Below are 19361 nucleotides of genomic sequence, written 5' to 3'. Positions count from 1 at the left end.
TAGCACGATCATTTCAGTCATGCACCAGAGTTTTTCAGTTTTATAAAAGCTTTCTAAGCTTGACCTAATTTTTATGTTTAATGAAATAAAACAGAGACTTTTACCGAGCTTTTACTCTACTGTCTAAACTTTTCATACAGAGAGCAGCTACACTTTATATTTTGTATCAGACTTCAAAGCATAAAATGAATTTTTGAAAATTCAAAATTATAAAGCCAGTTTTAAATATAAATTATCAATTTTACTCTTTTATTTTAGTTCAGTCTTTCCAAGCAAAGCTTGGTATTTTTTAAGCAAAATCACCAACTCTGCATTTTGTTGTTCGAGCGCATTTAGTTTAGTTACGGTCTGGCTAAGAATTTCACGATCAGTATGTACACTTTTAACCAGTTCCTGCATGATTTCTAGCGTACGTTTCAGATTCCCTTCCAGAAGAACAATTTTTTCTTCCAGATGGTGTTGTTGATCCAAGTCCGTTTCCATATTCTGTTCTTTACGAAAGTTTAGCCAGAACAGAAAAATGACCGCAATTATTAATACAGCAATAAAAGCCCACATCAGTAAAAACATCGTATTATCCCCAAGAAAAAGTTAAAGACCGTGTTGTAAATATTTTGCGGGTTGTCCTTCTCAATTCATTCTATATATCTGTTATTCAAAAGACTGGCATAAATCCAGCAAACGGTTGGCATATCCCCACTCGTTATCATACCAAGCAAACACTTTAGCCTGGTGCCCGACCACCAGAGTTTGTGATAGATCGACAATTAATGAATAAGGTGAATGGTTAAAATCACTTGACACCAGAGGCTCATCGGTCACCGCCATAATCTGGGCATAATCATATTGCGCGGATTTGATTAATACTTCATTAATTTTATGTACTGTAATAGGCGTATGCGAAATAAAGGTCAGATCAATAGCCGCGACATTAATTGTAGGTACACGAATCGAATAACCTTCAATCCGGTTTTCCATTTTGGGCATAACCCGTTTTAAGGCCCCCAATGCACTAGATGTAGTAGGAATAATATTCTGACCTGATGCCCGGGCACGACGCAGATCGCGATGAGCTTTATCCAGTACGGTCTGGTCTGCAGTGACGGCATGAATCTCGGTCATCATGGCCGTATCTATGCCAAATGCGTCATCAATAATCTTGACGAGTGGTACTAAAGCCTGCGTGGTACAAGACACGCTAGAGATAATCTGGTCACTGGCTTTGATTTCATGATGATTCACCCCATATACAATTGCAGCATCCACCGTGTCAAAAGGTGCAGCACCTATAATAACGCGTTTCGCACCAGCCTTAATATGTCGGGTAGCCGCCTCACGTGAACGGAATAGTCCGGTACATTCCAGTACAACATCAACATTAAGCTGCTGCCATGGAAGCGCTGCCGGTTCCGCGATATTTAATACACGCACATTAAGTGTTTTTGTACCGGCAGAAATATTTAGCACAATCTGTTCATTTTTCTGTGATATTTCTACATTCCCAGCAAAACGGCCGTGAGTAGTATCATACCTGAACAGATGAACCAGAGTTTCTACATCAGCAATATCGTTAATGGCTACAATATCAAAATTAAAGGCTTTCGGGTTTTCAAACCAGGCACGCAGTACATTTCGACCGATACGTCCAAAACCATTGATGGCCACTCGCTGCATGACAGATCCTTGTTTTACCCAGTAAAAGAACGATGCCTATGTTAAAACATCCAGCTTGTACTTGGACACAGCATTTTTGAATAATCCTGGTTTTATCGCTATTTTGATGGTAAAAGCGTTGGTGCCCCTTATATTTTCCGGTATAATTTGGCGTTTTTTTAAAGTTTTACCTTTACATCAATCGCTAAGCTGTCACCTTTTGACCTTAGAATTAGATGTACCTAACCAAATTAAGACTAAGGAGTGACTTGGTTGTGAGTACTCGTTTTATGACATCAGCTGAAATTCGTGAAGCATTTTTGCGTTACTTTGAATCGCAAGGGCATACACGTGTCGCGTCAAGTTCACTAGTACCCGCCAATGATCCTACCCTGCTTTTCACCAACGCAGGCATGAACCAGTTTAAAGACTGCTTTTTAGGTGCGGAAAAACGCGATTATGTACGAGCAGTCTCTAGCCAGAAATGTGTACGTGCTGGCGGCAAACATAATGACCTCGACAATGTAGGCTACACAGCCCGCCACCATACTTTCTTTGAAATGCTGGGTAACTTTTCTTTTGGTGATTATTTTAAGCGTGATGCCATCAAGTTTGCCTGGGAATTCTTAACCAGCGAGCAATGGCTGGCACTTCCTAAAGACCGTTTATATGCAACGGTTTATCATACTGATGATGAAGCTTTTGATATCTGGAACAAGGAAATTGGTCTGGATGCCGAGCGCATTATCCGTATTGGTGATAACAAAGGTGAAAAATACGCTTCGGATAATTTCTGGGCAATGGGTGATACAGGTCCATGTGGTCCATGTTCTGAAATTTTCTATGACCACGGTGACCATATTTGGGGCGGACTGCCAGGCACTCCTGAAGAAGATGGTGATCGCTTTATTGAAATATGGAACAACGTTTTCATGCAGTTTAACCGTACTGCTGACGGAGTTTTACATGCACTTCCGGCACCTTCTGTGGATACCGGTATGGGACTCGAACGTATTTCCGCAGTTTTACAGCATGTTAATTCAAACTATGAAATTGACCTGTTTCAGCACTTACTTAAAGCTGCTGCCGAAATTATTGGTGTAGATACCGCTTCACTTGAAGCCGAAGCTAAAGAAAAAAATACGCCTGTTCATTACCCGGCTTCTTTAAAAGTAGTTGCAGATCATGCCCGCTCTTGCTGTTTCCTGATTGCTGACGGTGTTAACCCGTCTAATGAAGGCCGTGGTTATGTTCTTCGCCGTATTATCCGTCGTGCTGTACGTCATGGAAACAAACTCGGCGCAACAGGTACATTCTTCTATAAAATGCTACAGCCGCTAATTGAAGTAATGGGTACAGCTTATCCGGAACTTGAAGCCAATAAAGCACGTATCGAAGCTGCACTGATCAAAGAAGAAGAGCAATTTGCAAAAACACTCGAGCAAGGTTTAAAACTTCTTGAAGGTGAATTGACTCAGCTAAAAGGCTCAATAATTCCAGGTGAAATTGTATTTAAACTTTACGATACTTATGGCTTCCCGGTTGACTTGACAGCGGATATCGCACGTGAACGTGACTTGAGTATTGATGAGGCAGGTTTTGAAAAAGAAATGGCTGCCCAGCGTCAACGTGCGCGTGAAGCAGGCAAGTTTGCAGTGGACTATAACAGCATTGTTAAAGTTGAAGATGAAACCGAGTTCAGTGGCTATGATGCTATTGAAGGTCAGGGTCAGATTATTGCCATCTATAAAGATGGGACTCTAGTCGATGAAGTCACTGAAGGTGACGAAGCTTTAATCGTATTAAACCAGACGCCATTTTATGCAGAAAGTGGCGGCCAGATTGGTGATACAGGTATCTTCAAAAATGAAACAGGTATTTTTGAAGTTCAGGACACTAAAAAATCTGGCAATGCTTTTGTTCACCAGGGCATCGTGACGATGGGTAACCTAAAAGTTACTCAAAATGTAGAAGCAACCGTGAAAGCAGAACTTCGTGCAGCAACTGCGCGTAATCACTCAGCAACACATTTGTTGCATGCTGCGCTTCGCCAGATTCTGGGTTCGCATGTACAGCAAAAAGGCTCTCTGGTTGCTTCCGACATTTTGCGTTTTGACTTTGCCAATGACCAGCCTGTCACTTTCGAGCAGCTTCAACAAATCGAACGTCTTGTTAATGCTGAGGTTATTGCAAATACTGCTGTGACTACCGAACTGCTGGATATTGAAACTGCCAAAACCAAAGGTGCAATGATGCTGTTTGGCGAGAAATATGGCAGTGAAGTACGTGTGTTATCTATGGGTTCGATTATTGAAGAGAAAAACTTCTCAGTTGAGCTCTGTGGTGGTATTCATGTTAAACGTACAGGTGATATTGGTCTATTTAAAATCACTTCTGAAAGTGGTGTGGCCGCAGGTATTCGACGTATTGAAGCAGTGACAGGTACGAAAGCGCTTGAGCTGGTTCAAAAGGCAGATTCTGATATTAATCAGATTAACAGCTTGTTAAAAGCACAAAAAGATCAAACTGTAGAGCGTGTTCAAACTGCGGTTGAAAATGTATCCGCATTACAGAAGCAGATTGAACAGCTCAACCAAAAGTTGGCAAACTTCCAGGCAGCTGAACTTTTAAGCCAAGTTCAGACTGTGGCGGGTCGTTCTACACTGATCACCACTGTTCAGGGTATGGATGCGAAATCTCTTCGTAACCTGCACGACAGTACCAAGTCTAAACTAGACCATGCAGTGATTGTACTTGCAGGTGTAGACGGCGACAAAGTCAGCCTGATTGCATCTGTAGCAAAAGACTTCACTTCATCTATCAAGGCAGGTGACATCATTAAACATCTTGCAACTGAACTCGGTGGCAAAGGTGGAGGTAAACCTGACTTGGCACAAGGTGGCGCGCCACTTAACGAGAAGTTTGAACAGGTCATGGCAGATTTAACTGCTTGGCTTGAAGCAAAATAAACTTCACTTTTTGTGTAACTGACCCTGATCGGTGAAATCGGGGTCATGGCTTATATGGAACAACTATGGCATTAATCGTTCAAAAATATGGCGGTACTTCTATGGGTACCCCCGAGCGCATTTTAAATGTTGCTCGTCGTGTGAAGCGCTGGCATGAGCACGGCCACAAGGTAGTGGTAGTAGTGTCAGCAATGAGTGGTGAAACCAACCGCTTACTTGCTCTCGCGAAAGCCATTACCGAAAATCCTGACCCACGCGAACTTGACCAGATGGTTTCTACGGGTGAACAGGTAACGATTTCCATGTTAGCAATGGCGCTGAACTCTATTGGCGTTGACGCTAAATCATTGACCGGACGCCAGGTTGGCATTAAAACCGATAGCGCATTCACCAAGGCACGTATCGAATCAATTGACACTGACGTTATGACCCAACACCTCGATGCAGGTCGTGTGATCGTAGTTGCCGGCTTTCAGGGTGTAGACGAACTGGGCAATACCACAACGCTTGGTCGTGGCGGCTCAGATACAACTGGTGTAGCACTTGCTGCAGCACTAAAAGCAGATGAATGCCAGATTTACACCGATGTTGATGGTGTCTATACCACTGATCCCCGTGTTGCTCCAAAAGCTAAAAAAATTGATCGTATTTCTTTTGAAGAAATGCTGGAAATGGCCTCTCTTGGTTCAAAAGTACTGCAAATCCGCTCTGTAGAATTTGCAGGTAAATATCAGGTTCCTTTGCGCGTATTATCAAGTTTTGACAATGACGAAGACGGCGCATTTGACGAAGAATTCAAAAAGAACGTGGGCACACTCATCACTACAGAAGCGGAAGATAACATGGAACAGCCAATCATCTCAGGTATCGCGTTTAACCGTGACGAAGCAAAACTGACTATTTTAGGAGTTCCTGACGAGCCGGGTATTGCATCTAAAATTCTGTCTCCGATTGGTGCAGCCAATATCGAAGTCGACATGATTATCCAGAATGTTGAAGAAGATGGAACTACGGATTTCACCTTCACTGTTAACCGTGGTGAGCTGGCTAAAGCAAAAGCTATTCTTGAAGAAACAGCTAAAGCGATTGGTGCGCGTGAAGTTGCAACTCGTGATGATATCGTCAAAGTTTCTATTGTCGGTGTTGGCATGCGTTCCCACGCAGGCGTAGCAAGCAAAATGTTTACTGGTCTGGCTGAAGAAGGCATCAATATTCTGATGATTTCTACATCTGAAATTAAGATCTCTGTCATCATTGAAGAGAATTATCTGGAGCTGGCTGTACGCTCTTTACACACTACGTTTGGTCTAGACCGCGAGCATGGTGAATCCAGCGTTCGCGCTTAAGTGCCTTTTCTGAAAGAACAATAGTTATACTGTTCTTTCAGAGAATAAGAATAAAAAATCAAAGCCACTATAGTTTTTTCTATAGTGGCTCTGTTATATTACCGATTAAGGTTATTGGAAAATTTTAGTAGAATTTATTCAGCTACCTAATTTGTCATATAATCCTGTTAAAATTTTCTCTGATACCAAGGTTGTGACTTTTCGCTTTTTTGATTAGAGCTTTTGCAGGTTTAGCGTTTAGCAAGGAGATAAACATGCTGATTCTGACCCGTCGCGTCGGAGAAACATTAATGATTGGGGACCAAGTCAGTGTTACTGTACTTGGAGTAAAGGGCAACCAGGTCCGTATTGGTGTCAATGCTCCAAAAGAAGTATCTGTTCACCGGGAAGAGATTTACCAACGTATTCAGCATGAACGTGCGATGCATGAACATCTTCAACACCTCGACCAAGACTATCAGCCTTCTTTCGAAGATGAGAATTATTCACAAAATGATTTTAATCGATAGCAGATGGCCATTCTTGATTAGTAAAGCGGCTTTATTGGCCGCTTTAATATTTTAAGGTGATTAAGAAATTAGATAAAATTATTACTCATTTAACAAAGCCAAGACCTTCTTAACCGGCGCATAGCTACGCCGATGCTCATCAATTACACCATGTATACCAATTGCCTCAAAATGAGCTTTGGTCGGATAACCTTTATGTTTGGCAAAACCGTAATGTGGGTAACGTTGATCTAGTAAGACCATTTGCCGGTCACGTGCTACTTTAGCCAGAATACTTGCGGCCGAAATTTCCTGGTATAAAGCATCCCCTCCTACTACAGCTTCACAGCTCATCTGTAGGCCAGCAGGTTCCTTATTACCATCGACCAGCACTTTATCCGGTTGAATTGATAAGCCTTCCACAGCACGGCGCATTGCCAGTAATGAAGCCTGCAAGATATTTATTTCATCAATTTCAGTAGCACTTGCTTCTGCAATGTACCAAGCCAAAGCTTTTTCCTGAATTTCGACAAAAAGCTTTTCACGTTTTTTTTCTGTCAGTTTTTTGGAATCATTCAAACCTTCGATTGGACGAGCTGGATCGAGAATGACTGCAGCTGCCACGACAGCACCTACCAATGGTCCACGCCCTGCTTCATCTACACCTGCGATTTTCATCAAACTATTTACTCATAAAAAAGCAGGCTGATTGTATCATCCTGCTCAATACTGAAAAAACTTAATTTAAAACTTCTGCTACACATGCATTAATTGTTTTAGTGACTGCATTGGTTATGATGGTGGTACGTGCAGCCGGATCAATCGCTGCTGTAGCCAGATCCACAGTTGTTATATTTTGTGGAGCTTTATCACTCACACAACCACAAATATCGGCCTGAACTGCCTGTTTCTGCTCAGCTGTCATTACCTTAGTTATATTTTGCCAAGCGGGCTGGTTGTTTAGTTCAGTATTACATTTTGCATTTACTGCCACTTTAATGGCAGCTGCTCCTAATTGCTGTGTAGTTGTGATGGTATTGGCCGATTGCTCTATTCCTGAAGTTGTACACGCCGATAAAATTAAGGCTAAAGGTGCCAGTACATATATAGATTTCTTCATGTTTATCCTTTATCAGTGTATATATAAATTTTGGACCAATTTTAAAGATTATGAAGTATCTCAACACTGTTAAATGTAAATAACTGCCTAAAGAATCTTCAAATCACATATTATCGAGCGCTACTGCCTGTTTAATATCCTTATAAATACTTGGACAAGCTGAATGTACACGGTTCCAGCTTGGAATAAACGACTGCTGATTCGGAAAATTCATAAACTGCTCTCCCGCCTCAACAATACTCTGGGCAAAAAGTTCAACCGTATTTTCTTCACTATGCCGGTCATAATGTAAACCATTGGTTATTGCATCATAATAATAGTGATCAATCATATCTAAAGCATTTCGATAATAAGTTGCACGAAGAATCCGGATATTATCTAGGCTAACTGGAACGCCCAGCGTGGCAAGTTTACGAAAAAGTGCTAGAGCAATATCACGGCTCATACGCTTCAAGCCACCCTCTCCATTTGAATTCACTACATTTTGATGCTTATGTTCATAGCGGTCAGCAATATCTACCTGACAGATCCGTTTGGTAGAATAATTACGATAGATTTCAGAAAGAACTCCAATTTCCAGCCCCCAGTCACCTGAAACTTTTAAATCACGTAATGCATCCAGATGAATTGCCATTTCGCCTGAAAGTGGATAACGGAAGGCTGAAAGATAAAGCAGATAATCCAGTGGGCCAAAGACTTTCTTGAGTGCAAGTAAGAGTGGAGAAACCAGCAGGCGGGATACCCTGCCATTCATTTTATGCTCAGCTACGCGGGCATAATATCCTTTAGAGAACTGGAAATTAAACTGTGGATGAACCATAGGATAAATTAACCGCACCAGCATATCACGCTGATATGTACTGATATCACAGTCATGGAGTGCCACGACCTTACTGTTACTTTCAGCTAGTGCATAGCCAGCACAGTACCAGACGTTACGGCCTTTTCCACGTTGCGAAGGTGCAACTTTTAATTCTTCAAGATGCTGATGGATTTTCTGTAAACGCGGTCCGTCGTTCCATAAAATAGTATGCGGCTGAGGTAGCTCGGAAAAAAACTCCTTGGCATGCTTAAATTGTTCAGGATTAGCTTGATCCAGTCCAATGATAATCTGCTGGATATAATCAGCTTCTTTCAATTCCTGCACAATTTTAGTAAGTGCAGGCCTTTCCAGCTCAGAATAAAGTGAAGGTAAAACTAAGGTAACCGGTCTATATTTAGTAAATTCACGCAATTCATTTTCATAATCTTCCAGCTGGCGCTGCTTTAGATCATGAATCGTCGTAATCATACCTTCTTGTGCAAAATCGACCATTATTTTCTCTCCATTTATTGTTCTAAAAAGTATTCAAGACCTTCTTTCCAGCCTGCTGGAGCCATTTTCTGAGAGTAGTAGACAGAATTATGCGCAAATTGAAGGACCGGTTTATAAGGACGCTTTACAACCACAGCATGCTCACAGGCTTTTAGCATATCAATATCATTCTCACTGTCTCCCAAGCCAATCCGGACAGCTTCAGCTGGATAAAATTGCTGTAGCCAGCGTACTGCTATAGATTTATCACATGCTGTACTCAATACATGACTGAAGCGCCCGCCATGTACTATATGCAAGTTTTTGGCCAAGTGCCGGGCAATAATTTGCTGTTCATATTGTGGATTGCTACCCCAGATAATCACTTCACTATAAAACCGTTGTAGGGCTTGACATGATTTAGCTAAGCTTAATCCGGTTAACTCAGCAATCTGCTGGGATGTATGTTCACTAAAAAGCTGAAAATTCAAATGGTACTGTATACGGAGTTGTTGTAATGCTTCAGTAATGGCTGCCTGCCTGACCGGACTCTGAAACTGATAGAAAGAATTAAAAAATATATATGCCCCGTTTTCTGCAACAAACGGCATATCTACTAGACCTAATTTTTTTTGTAAATTTTTAATTTCTAATGCGGTTTTACTGCTGCATAAAATAATAGGGTAACGTCTTTTAAGCTGTCTGATTAGCTCCAGATTTTCCGTATAAGTATAAGTATCGTGGCCTAATAGTGTTCCATCTAAATCTGTAAAAATAAGATAATCAGGCATAATAAATAATATTGATCAGTTAAATTGCACATTTGTTTCCTGATCATATAAGGCTTTTATCACTATTTTTTTCAGCTTACTTTTTATAACAATAAATCAACAGGCCTACATAGAGTAAACCTATTGATTTCATTTTAATTGATTACAGAGCTTGAATTTTCTTAATCCATGATTGCTTTTCAGTATTGTCTATAAAAGCTGCCTCAAAAGAATTAATCGCTAACTGTTTAAGTTCAGCTTCAGACAAATTTAGCGCTTTTTGAATAGCAAAGAAATTATCATTCATATAACCACCAAAATAAGATGGATCATCTGAATTTACTGTTACTTTAACGCCCTGCTGTAACAGTCGGTGGATATTATGCTGCTGCATATCATCCACTACACAAAGTTTCAGATTACTCAGCGGACAAACTGTAAGAGGCATTTTTTCCTGAATCAGCCGCTGCATGAGTACCGGATCTTCCTCAGAACGCACACCATGATCAATCCGGTTAACCTTTAACAGGTCTAAAGCCTCCCAAACATATTCTGGTGGACCTTCTTCACCCGCATGTGCAACCACCAAAAAGCCTGCTTCGCGGGCTTTGGCAAAAACCCGGGTAAATTTGGCTGGTGGATGGCCGACTTCACTTGAATCCAGGCCTACTGCAATAATCTGATTCTTATAAGGAAGTGCCTGCTCCAGAGTTTTCAATGCTGCTTCTTCACTTAAATGGCGTAAAAAGCACATAATAAGGTATGAGCTGATACCCAATTTTGTTTTTGCATCATTACAGGCACGTTGCAAACCATTCAGAACTGTTTCAAATGCTATGCCACGATCTGTATGAGTTTGCGGGTCAAAGAATATTTCAGTGTGTACTACATGATCTTCAGCACATTTTTTAAAATATGCCCAAGCCAGGTCATAGAAATCTTCTTCATGAATGAGTACATTTGCCCCTGCATAATAAATATCAAGAAATGACTGCAGGTTATGAAAATTATATGCCTGTCTTACCTCTTCTACAGACTTATAAGGAATATCAATCTGATTACGCTGTGCAATTTCAAACATGAGTTCAGGCTCAAACGTCCCTTCAATATGTACATGCAGTTCAGCTTTAGGTAAAGCACGAATGAGTTCAGTATGACTCATGGTCTCTCCTTGGAATTCGCAATAAATAAAAAGGGTGCAAACTTCCGTTTACACCCTGAATGATGTATAAAAATTAGCCACCAAAAGCAACAAATTTGATTACCCATAACACGGCAATGATCCATACCATGTAAGGAACCGTACTTGCTTTGCCTGTAAAAAGCTTCACCAGTGCATAGCTGATAAAGCCCATAGCAATACCATCAGCAATTGAATAGGTAAAAGGCATGAAAACGATAGTCAGGAAAGCAGGAACCGCTTCAGTAATATCATCCCATTCAATATGGGTAATACCCTGGATCATTAATACCCCAACAAACAGTAAAGCCGGTGCTGTCGCGAAACCCGGTACAGACTGGGCTAACGGTGCCAGGAACAAACACGCCAGAAACATGAAACCGACGACAACAGCAGTTAAGCCAGTACGGCCGCCTGCAGCCACACCCGATGCAGATTCAATATAAGGCGTAGTAGATGAAGTGCCTAGTGCGGCCCCAGCTACAATGGCAGTAGAGTCAGCAAATAATGCTTTCTTCAAGCGTGGTAACTTGCCATCTTTAAGCAGGCCAGCACGATGAGAAACCCCTACAAGAGTACCGGTAGAGTCAAACAGGTCAACCAGGAAGAATACAAAAATCACCCCTACCAGACTGGCCGTAAAGAGGCCCTCAAAGTCCATTTGTAACAATGTTGGAGCCAATGATGGCACAGCACCTACTATGCCTTTAAATTCATTCAGGCCTAAAGCAGTTGCAATTGCAGTTACGACCAGAATACTGAGAATGATTGCACCACGGACCTTAAAATGATGCATGATGACAATAAGAAAGAAACCTAACAGGGCCAGTAAAACTGTTGGCTGTTTGATATCGCCCAGCCCTACCAAAGTAGCCGGATTATCTACAATAATGCCGGCATTCTTGAGCGCGACCAAGGCTAAAAACAGCCCAATACCGCCGCCAATCGCCAGTTTTAATGACATGGGAATGGCATTAACGATTGCCTCACGGATTTTGAACATACTGATAGCAATAAATACCAGACCTGAAACAAATACCGCAGCTAGTGCCGTTTGCCAAGGCACCCCCATCCCTAAACACACTGAATAAGTAAAATAGGCATTTAGTCCCATACCTGGTGCAAGGGCAATTGGATAATTGGCCACAATTCCCATAACCAGACAGCCAATTGCGGCTGCAAGACAGGTTGCGACAAAGACAGCTCCATGATCCATTCCGGTTTCGGATAAAATCATTGGATTAACAATAATGATGTAACACATTGTCAAGAATGTGGTTACACCTGCTAGAACTTCTGTTCTAAAACTGGTTTTATTTTCGCTGAGCTTGAACAAGCGCTCAAGCATACCGGCTGAGGTATTGGGAGTTGTCATTACATCGCCCCTGAGAATTAAGATCTTTGCGATTGAATCCTCGGCCTGAAAAGCCTCAAATCACCACACTGCTATAAAATTTAAATGCATCAAAATCAGATATTGTGCAAGTAATTCTGGATAAAACAGCAAGACCTATGCCATCCTAATTACTTCCCATCTTCAAGCTGCACCTGAGCCCAAACTTACTAAACACTTGATGAGTGCCACTAATAGGCGAGGCAAACAAAAAAGCTGCATCATCTTATGCAGCTTTTTCATCTAACCTGTAGAAAAAAGTGTGAACTTAAATCCACCCGCTAAATTTTTTCGGCCAGATTATAACACACTGATTTTATTTTTGATTATCAGGTTTAATCTTCTTAGATTAATTTGGAACACTTACTATTTTTAAAATATTTAAAATCAGGCGCTTAATTTTAAATAAACTTGCAAGTTTTTTATTTTCTCTCCCGTTAACCCCAAAAAAGTATAAAAATCTCTACATTTTTTCAGTCTGAACGGATTTCCCTGCAGTATCAAGCGCCGGGAAAGTACTCCGTTCGAGATGATGCGGGTTGTGCTGAGCCTGCTCTAAAGAGCTCTGTGCTTCCTGGATGACCTGCTTGATCTCCTGCTGACGTTTTTGCTGGATACTATGATAGGTTATATAGCCTACCGAGACGACTGTAACTGCTGCGATTACCGTTATAACTGTTTTCATATCTCTTATCTTTAGTTGTTATCAAAAAATCTTGATGTAATTTTATCAAAAGCGTAATGCTTCATGCATTTTAAAACTGAATTTCTTTTAACACTATGGCCGATAAGATCAGCACCAATTTTCTAAGAACTTGAAACGTGTTATTCTCGGTGCCCTATAATCTAAACCTTCTTACTATTTTCTATGTTTCTTACGCCACCCTGATTACTCATTTCCTAGAAGTAATTTCTCATTGCTATATTAAAGGTTAGTGGTGTGGCGTAATTATGTCTTTTTCACAATATTGTCACCTCACTCGCCTGTTCCAATAAAAATACGGGCTTTCTTTATGTTGTCTTCTTTCCGTGAACAGTGGTTTTCAAACATTCGTGCTGATGTGCTGGCTGGACTGGTAGTAGGTCTGGCACTTATTCCCGAGGCAATTGCCTTTTCAATTATTGCCGGAGTCGATCCGCAAGTCGGTTTATATGCTTCATTTTCTATGGCAGTAGTAATTGCCATTGTAGGGGGCAGACCTGCCATGATTTCAGCTGCAACTGGAGCTATGGCTTTAGTTATGGTTACTCTGGTTAAAGAGCATGGATTACAGTATCTACTTGCGGCTACCATACTGACTGGCATCATCCAGATACTGGCTGGTTACCTCAAACTGGCCAAGCTGATGCGTTTTGTATCTAAATCTGTGGTGATTGGATTTGTAAATGCCCTCGCCATTTTAATTTTTATGGCTCAATTACCTGAACTCATCAATGTCAGCTGGCAGGTTTATCTATTTGTTGCTGTAGGCCTTAGTATTATCTATCTATTTCCCTATGTTCCAAGACTTGGCAGCTGGTTACCTTCCCCGTTGGTGTGTATTGTCGTGATTAGCCTGCTTTCAATCTGGTTGAATAGTGATATACGTACTGTAGGCGATATGGGTACTTTACCTGATAGTCTGCCCGTATTTCTTATACCAGACATTCCGCTTAACTTTGAAACGCTCAGAATTATTTTGCCTTATTCTATTGCTCTGGCTGCAGTAGGCCTTTTAGAGTCAATGATGACCGCCAGTATTGTGGATGAAATGACTGATACTTCAAGTGATAAGCATCAAGAATGTAAAGGACAAGGTATTGCAAATATTGTTACCGGCTTTATGGGGGGTATGGCTGGCTGTGCCATGATTGGACAGTCAATGATTAATGTGAAATCTGGCGGTCGACAACGTTTATCGACTTTCTGTGCAGGGATATTTCTTTTAATTCTGGTGGTATTTATCAGTGACTGGCTTAAGTTGATACCAATGGCAGCTTTAGTGGCAGTCATGATTATGGTTTCAATTAGCACATTTAACTGGCAATCAGTCATACAGTTTCATAAAAACCCGAAGAGTAGCAACAGTGTAATGATCGCAACTGTGGTGGTCGTAGTTGCCACTCATAACTTGGCTTTGGGCGTACTGACTGGTGTGTTGCTCTCTGCACTGTTTTTAGCCAACAAACTGGAAAATGATATTCGAGTTGAATCTGCTTTGAAGGAAGGTGTCCGAATTTACAGCTTGGTGGGACAGATCTTTTTCAGTTCATCCGAACGTTTTTACCAGAGTTTTAATTTTAATGAACAGGTGGAAAAAGTAATTATTGATCTTACCCATTCCCATATTTGGGATGTAACCTCTGTAGCTATGCTGGATTCCGTTATCAAAAAATTTACCGAGCGCGGTACTTCCTGTGAAGTAATTGGCTTAAATGAAGCAAGTTCAATCATGATCGATAAATATGGAACTCACGCCAAGATCTGACACCCTCATCCGATTCATATCAAATTATATATCAGAAGTACAAGGAAAGGGTTGCTCCAAGCAACCCTTTCCTTTTAGAAAATTATCTAAAGACTTCTTAATAAAATTAAAGTCCTTGATAATTATCTATCATTTTTGTGGCTTTGTGAGCCTGCTTCACGAGCTTCCTCTGAGGTAAACTCATGTGCATTACCACTTTCATGGGCTGCTTTACCACCTTTACTAGCGATTTCGCGCTGTTTATCTGCATCCATACTAGCAAAGCCGCGTCCTGAGCTGTTATTGCCACTTTGTTGACTTTGCTGACGACTATTTTGGCCGCCACCACCTTGCTGTTTCTGATTATTACTGCCACTTTGCTGTTGCTGATTATTGCTGCCCTGTTGCTGGCGCTGGTTATTGTCGCGTTTATTATCTTGATTAGCCATTTCACACCTCATAACAAATATTGAGTTGGTTTCAGGTTGGTCGTTATCAAACGAACATCTTCACTATAAGGGAGCTAGTAATAAGTTTTGTTATAACTAAGGATGAGTTTTATTTAAAGCATTTGAGTTAGGTATTCATAAGTGTGACTTCAATATACTTATATAATCATTCTTCTGGGATATAAATTTAGACATACTTATAACTACTTTAATATCAATGCTTCATTTATTTTAATGTAAATTTTACCTACTTTTAATTATTATAAGTTTACATTTAAATAATTTTTTACCTTATTTTAAACATCATATGAAATTATAAATCCAGAATATTTTTTATAAAAAAAGGCCTGTTTTCTGGGGTTGAAAACAGGCCTCTAGAGTAGCTTTATTATTTTGTACAATTGTTAATATAGTGGAAATAATTTTAACCAAAATTAAACTCAAATAGAGTTACATCTTTAAGAATAAGTGTTAATACATGTTATAGTTAGTATAATTTAATTAATATTCGCATATAAAATAAGCAATTAGCCCAATAGTAAAAATTTAAAAAAACTGAATTTGCTTAACTGGTTAATTTTTCAAATAAAGTCTAAGTCTAATTTTAAATTTATCTTACTAATTTAATTAATCTACTCTTTTATGCTTCTGCTTTCTAGAAACTGAATTTTTCTAATTTTAAATTCTTTACATTAATTCTTATTATTCCTCTTCTAAAAATTTATAATTTATTGAAATTATCAATTCTTAGCAAATAAAAAAGCCCACTAAAGTGAGCTTGATATTTATAACCGGTACATCTGATTAGGCGCAACGTAAAAGCTTTGGCCATCCAGATTAAAATTAATCTCTCTTCCGGAATCAAGTAGAACTTTTTCACCTACTTTTACCCATTTAAAGCCACCAGAAATATTTTGTTTTCTCTCTGAAGCTATAATCTGAACATGAATAATATCACCGTCGATAGATTTCGCGGTACGAAAATTTGGATATTTCAATATATACACCAATACAATAAACTTTAGTAAACTCTTTAGAGCATTTTTCGAACAATTATTTGATTAAAATAAAATTGTTTTAATTTTAATAACTACAAAATCTCAAGAAAATCTTGAAAAATGGGAGTGGCATCGTATGAGGTTTGCCTTCATTAAGTTTTATATCTTAGCACAGCTTTCTGAAATAACAAACTTATTAAAAATAATTATAGGTTTTTATGATCAAAAAATTTTTTTAATTTGGTAATAAAGAATATAATAACTATATAATTTATATTCATAGTTAAATAATTTTTCCATTTTTTAATTAAAATTTATTTTTAATATTTTTTAAAAAAACCTTATTATTTATCTTTTAATTTTTTAAAATTATAAATCTTTCAAATTTAATAATATAATTTTATTAACTTCTTATATAAAAAATATTATCTATGTTATTTTTATTAATAAAGTATTGATAAAAAGTAATTTACCTCTGTACTTAGTTAAATTTGTTCTATGCTATAATAGTTAACCTAAGAATATAATTTAAAGTTTTATAGGAGAAAAAATTGATAAAACAACTTTTTATAGCCTCTAGCATTGCATCCACTTTAGCTTTTGCCGGTTGTGCTACTATGAACAACCCATCTACTGACCGCAACTTGGCTTTATTACAAAACAAGACTTGGATAGTAACTCAGATCAATGATGTAAAATATAAGGCTGATCCTCAGCAATCTGATGTTCCAAGTTTAACTTTTGATAATACTCAACTTAGCGGAACTGATGGCTGTAACCGTCTTATGGGAGGCTATGCAGTGAAAGGTACACAAATTACTTTCTCAGAAATAGCCAAAACACGAAGAGCGTGTTTAAGCCCTACAAATTTACCAGATAAATTTACTAATGCTTTGAATCAGGTTACTGAATATAAGGTGAGTGAAACTGAGCTAAAACTGATGAACAGCAACAAGAATACAGTGCTTGAATTTAAAACTCAGCGTTAATATAAAAAGTCCTCACTATGAGGACTTTTTTACGTTCTATATCTATGACAGCGCATATAAAATTAAAAATATTTTATTTTATGAAGGCCAGATATTAAAAAAGGCTTCAAGTACTTGTATTTCCTTGAAACCTTTACACCATAAGGTGTCATATTTGGTAGGCATATCCAGACTCGAACTGGAGACCTCTACGATGTCAACGTAGCGCTCTAACCAACTGAGCTATACGCCTAAGTGTTTTGCATCATATGCATTTTTTATTTTTCTGACAAGTTTTTTTTATTCAGCTTTAAAGCAAATGCACAGTCTTTAAGCAATTTCTTAAACATTTTAAGATTCTCTGGCGTGTCCTGTTGCATGAACCGAATTTTCTGGTCAAGTTGAGCTAGTTCATAAAAAGAACTTGTGTCATTACTGTATTGAGCCAATCTTATCATCCACTGTTGAAAAGTCTCATAAGAGTACTTATGCAGTTCAACGGGAAGATTTTTAGTAAATTTTCTTATAGAACGTTCATAAGGGGTCATTTTTTGTAGATTTTGACGATACTGTATCAACAAGTAGATTAGAACCAGCATCACAATACTAATAAATAAAATCAGAATATAGCTATAAATAGATTTTAAACCTAAACGTGCAAGCCAGTTTTTTTGTTTATCAGTATCATATCCTACGACCTTGCTTTGCCATTGATAGGAAGCATAATCACTCCATACCCGAATATTTTTAAGCAAGGCAAACTGTTGATATTGCAAGCCAGAACGGTGATTATTGCCTAGTGTAGAAGGCTCCTGTTCCAGATAGTCTTGCATGCCCGACCCTACCCGTTCTGGTGCTACCGCAGCTGTTGCATCAACTCGATGCCACTGGCCATTTAAATAGACTTCCGACCACGCATGAGCATCCATCTGCCGCACCTCCCAGCTTTGTCCATCTGGAGCCGGCTGTCCTCCCTGATACCCGACTACTACCCGGGCAGGAATACCGGCATAGCGCATCAACATTGTAAAACTACCTGCATAATGCTCACAGAAACCCTGCCGGGACTTAAACAGGAATTCATCCACTCTGTCTTGCCCAAGACGGCCTGGACTTAAAGTATAGACAAAGCCATTGCGACGATACCAGTTCAATACATTCTCTACATACCGAACAGGTTGCTGATCACTCTGTTTAAATAAATTGCTGGCTAACTGCCGGGTCCGGGGGTCAGTGCTACTGGGTACTTTCAGGTTTATAGCCTGAACTGTATCCGAATACTGGGGTGCTACCGTCTGGGCTGACTGTCCCAACCATTGCAGTCGAATGGGCTGTGCACCCTGATTTGGACGGGTTGGAGTAATACTCCAGTCTTGATGTAACTGGAAGTTCGCCTGTAAAGGAATAGACTTTTCAAGCGATACTACCCATTGCTGTTGTGAGTCAGCAGGCAGATACTGGTAATCTAGCCCGTCAGTTATATGAAGAGATGGCAATGTCTTAGGTTGCTGATTAATAAAATGGCTAGTCCAAGTCTGTCCATCAAATTCATCCAGCACCATCGCGCGCCAGTACAGCTGCTCACGCTCAGGTAGTTTCTGTATATTGCCTAAAATCCGGAATGCCAGCGCACTGGATTGAGAAATCTGGGCGATATCTCCTGGTGACATCCGGTCACTTATGCCGGTGGTGGCACGATCGGTCTGTAATGGTACTGACCAGAGTGGAGGCAACCGTGGGAAAAAAATAAATAGTACTATAAAAAATGGTATGGCATACAGAATCAGCTTAGTTACATGCTGAAAGTCCTTTCTTAAACGGCCTTTAACCTGCTCTTGTTGAAAATCACTTATCTGAATCCGGTACAGCCCGATCAAGCAGCTGATGAGTGAACATAAGATCAGGATAGCCATCCCGATGTTTTGGCTGTAAAGGAACAGGCTGGCGCTTACAAATAGTGCAAAGTTAAAAATAATTAGATAATCACGCCGAGTTCGAGTCTCTAAAGCTTTACCATACAGGCCAACTGCTAATAGTGTTACCCCTGCTTCTACACCGATGAAACTCCGATACTGCCAGTAAATCGCAGCAAAGCTGAATAGAACAAAAATGACCTGAAAAATTTTAGATTGTTTTTTATGGAGATTTTTATGATATTGCCATGCCAAGCTTATTATTACACAAGCAAATAGAAGGCTGTTCATTATAGGAGTGAAAGCCAGTTGTGCCAGCCAGATCAGCCCGAGAGCCAGCAGCATGGCGCCATGAACAGGTCGATTTAACATG

At 39.7% G+C, this 19361-nt stretch carries 16 protein-coding genes, 1 tRNA gene and 1 pseudogene; 5 read left to right on the top strand and 13 right to left on the bottom strand.

The annotated features are described in order from the left end of the window. Positions 1–249: 249 nt before the first annotated feature. Positions 250–570 carry a hypothetical protein gene (locus AC0VYT_RS04965; RefSeq protein ID WP_005404224.1) on the bottom strand — a complete coding sequence of 107 codons (321 nt, stop codon included), beginning with the start codon at positions 568–570 and terminating at the stop codon, positions 250–252. 81 nt (positions 571–651) lie between these two features. Further along, on the bottom strand, positions 652–1674 hold the full coding sequence (locus tag AC0VYT_RS04960) for a type I glyceraldehyde-3-phosphate dehydrogenase (RefSeq protein WP_005014969.1): 1023 nt from the start codon (positions 1672–1674) through the stop codon (positions 652–654). A 254-nt stretch (positions 1675–1928) separates the two neighbouring features. On the opposite strand from AC0VYT_RS04960, the gene alaS reads away from it, so the two are divergent. The 3 genes from alaS to csrA all read left to right on the top strand — a co-directional run bounded on the left by alaS (position 1929) and on the right by csrA (position 6477). Then, positions 1929–4622: an alanine--tRNA ligase gene (gene alaS / locus AC0VYT_RS04955; protein WP_005404225.1), complete on the top strand. Its 2694-nt coding sequence runs from the start codon at positions 1929–1931 to the stop codon at positions 4620–4622. A gap of 65 nt (positions 4623–4687) precedes the next feature. Continuing rightward, entirely contained in the window at positions 4688–5968 is a 1281-nt protein-coding gene (locus AC0VYT_RS04950) for an aspartate kinase (protein ID WP_005014971.1), read from the top strand. A gap of 254 nt (positions 5969–6222) precedes the next feature. Further along, positions 6223–6477, top strand: coding sequence for a carbon storage regulator CsrA (gene csrA, locus AC0VYT_RS04945; RefSeq protein WP_005014972.1), 255 nt, complete (start codon positions 6223–6225; stop codon positions 6475–6477). 81 nt (positions 6478–6558) lie between these two features. Here csrA and rnhB read toward each other — a convergent pair whose 3' ends face one another. The 7 genes from rnhB to AC0VYT_RS04910 all read right to left on the bottom strand — a co-directional run bounded on the left by rnhB (position 6559) and on the right by AC0VYT_RS04910 (position 12898). Then, positions 6559–7134, bottom strand: a complete 576-nt coding sequence (gene rnhB / locus AC0VYT_RS04940; RefSeq protein WP_005014975.1) for a ribonuclease HII — start codon at positions 7132–7134, stop codon at positions 6559–6561. A 61-nt stretch (positions 7135–7195) separates the two neighbouring features. Continuing rightward, positions 7196–7576, bottom strand: coding sequence for a hypothetical protein (locus AC0VYT_RS04935; protein ID WP_005014977.1), 381 nt, complete (start codon positions 7574–7576; stop codon positions 7196–7198). Between the two features lie 103 nt (positions 7577–7679). Further along, positions 7680–8891 carry a glycosyltransferase family protein gene (locus AC0VYT_RS04930; RefSeq protein ID WP_005014978.1) on the bottom strand — a complete coding sequence of 404 codons (1212 nt, stop codon included), beginning with the start codon at positions 8889–8891 and terminating at the stop codon, positions 7680–7682. A 14-nt stretch (positions 8892–8905) separates the two neighbouring features. Then, positions 8906–9661 carry an HAD-IIB family hydrolase gene (locus tag AC0VYT_RS04925; RefSeq protein WP_005014981.1) on the bottom strand — a complete coding sequence of 252 codons (756 nt, stop codon included), beginning with the start codon at positions 9659–9661 and terminating at the stop codon, positions 8906–8908. 142 nt (positions 9662–9803) lie between these two features. Beyond that, positions 9804–10802 carry an adenosine deaminase gene (locus AC0VYT_RS04920; RefSeq protein ID WP_005014983.1) on the bottom strand — a complete coding sequence of 333 codons (999 nt, stop codon included), beginning with the start codon at positions 10800–10802 and terminating at the stop codon, positions 9804–9806. A gap of 73 nt (positions 10803–10875) precedes the next feature. Continuing rightward, the gene (locus AC0VYT_RS04915; RefSeq protein WP_005014984.1) at positions 10876–12195 is read right to left on the bottom strand and encodes an NCS2 family permease; all 1320 of its coding nucleotides are present in this window, start codon (positions 12193–12195) and stop codon (positions 10876–10878) included. 481 nt (positions 12196–12676) lie between these two features. Then, entirely contained in the window at positions 12677–12898 is a 222-nt protein-coding gene (locus AC0VYT_RS04910; protein ID WP_005014986.1) for a hypothetical protein, read from the bottom strand. A gap of 328 nt (positions 12899–13226) precedes the next feature. Between AC0VYT_RS04910 and AC0VYT_RS04905 the strand changes: the two genes are divergently transcribed. Further along, complete coding sequence (locus AC0VYT_RS04905) at positions 13227–14681, top strand: SulP family inorganic anion transporter (protein ID WP_005014988.1); 1455 nt, start codon at positions 13227–13229, stop codon at positions 14679–14681. Between the two features lie 137 nt (positions 14682–14818). Here AC0VYT_RS04905 and AC0VYT_RS04900 read toward each other — a convergent pair. Beyond that, positions 14819–14956, bottom strand: a pseudogene (locus AC0VYT_RS04900) (KGG domain-containing protein); the annotation flags it as partial. Between the two features lie 938 nt (positions 14957–15894). Continuing rightward, entirely contained in the window at positions 15895–16107 is a 213-nt protein-coding gene (locus AC0VYT_RS04895) for a hypothetical protein (protein WP_005405128.1), read from the bottom strand. A 551-nt stretch (positions 16108–16658) separates the two neighbouring features. On the opposite strand from AC0VYT_RS04895, the gene AC0VYT_RS04890 reads away from it, so the two are divergent. Beyond that, positions 16659–17096 (top strand): META domain-containing protein, encoded by a 438-nt coding sequence (locus tag AC0VYT_RS04890; protein WP_005014993.1) that lies wholly within the window; start codon positions 16659–16661, stop codon positions 17094–17096. A gap of 155 nt (positions 17097–17251) precedes the next feature. Here the strand turns inward: AC0VYT_RS04890 and AC0VYT_RS04885 are convergent. Together AC0VYT_RS04885 and AC0VYT_RS04880 are read right to left on the bottom strand one after the other, a co-directional pair. Next, positions 17252–17328: transfer RNA gene (locus tag AC0VYT_RS04885), tRNA-Val, on the bottom strand. A 25-nt stretch (positions 17329–17353) separates the two neighbouring features. Beyond that, entirely contained in the window at positions 17354–19360 is a 2007-nt protein-coding gene (locus AC0VYT_RS04880) for a transglutaminase TgpA family protein (protein WP_248130422.1), read from the bottom strand. Position 19361: the final 1 nt, after the last annotated feature.

This window comes from Acinetobacter sp. QJM3NY_42 (genome assembly GCF_056173745.1).
The sequence above is the reverse complement of the archived record's forward strand: the minus strand, read 5'-3'. Positions and strand labels throughout refer to the sequence as shown.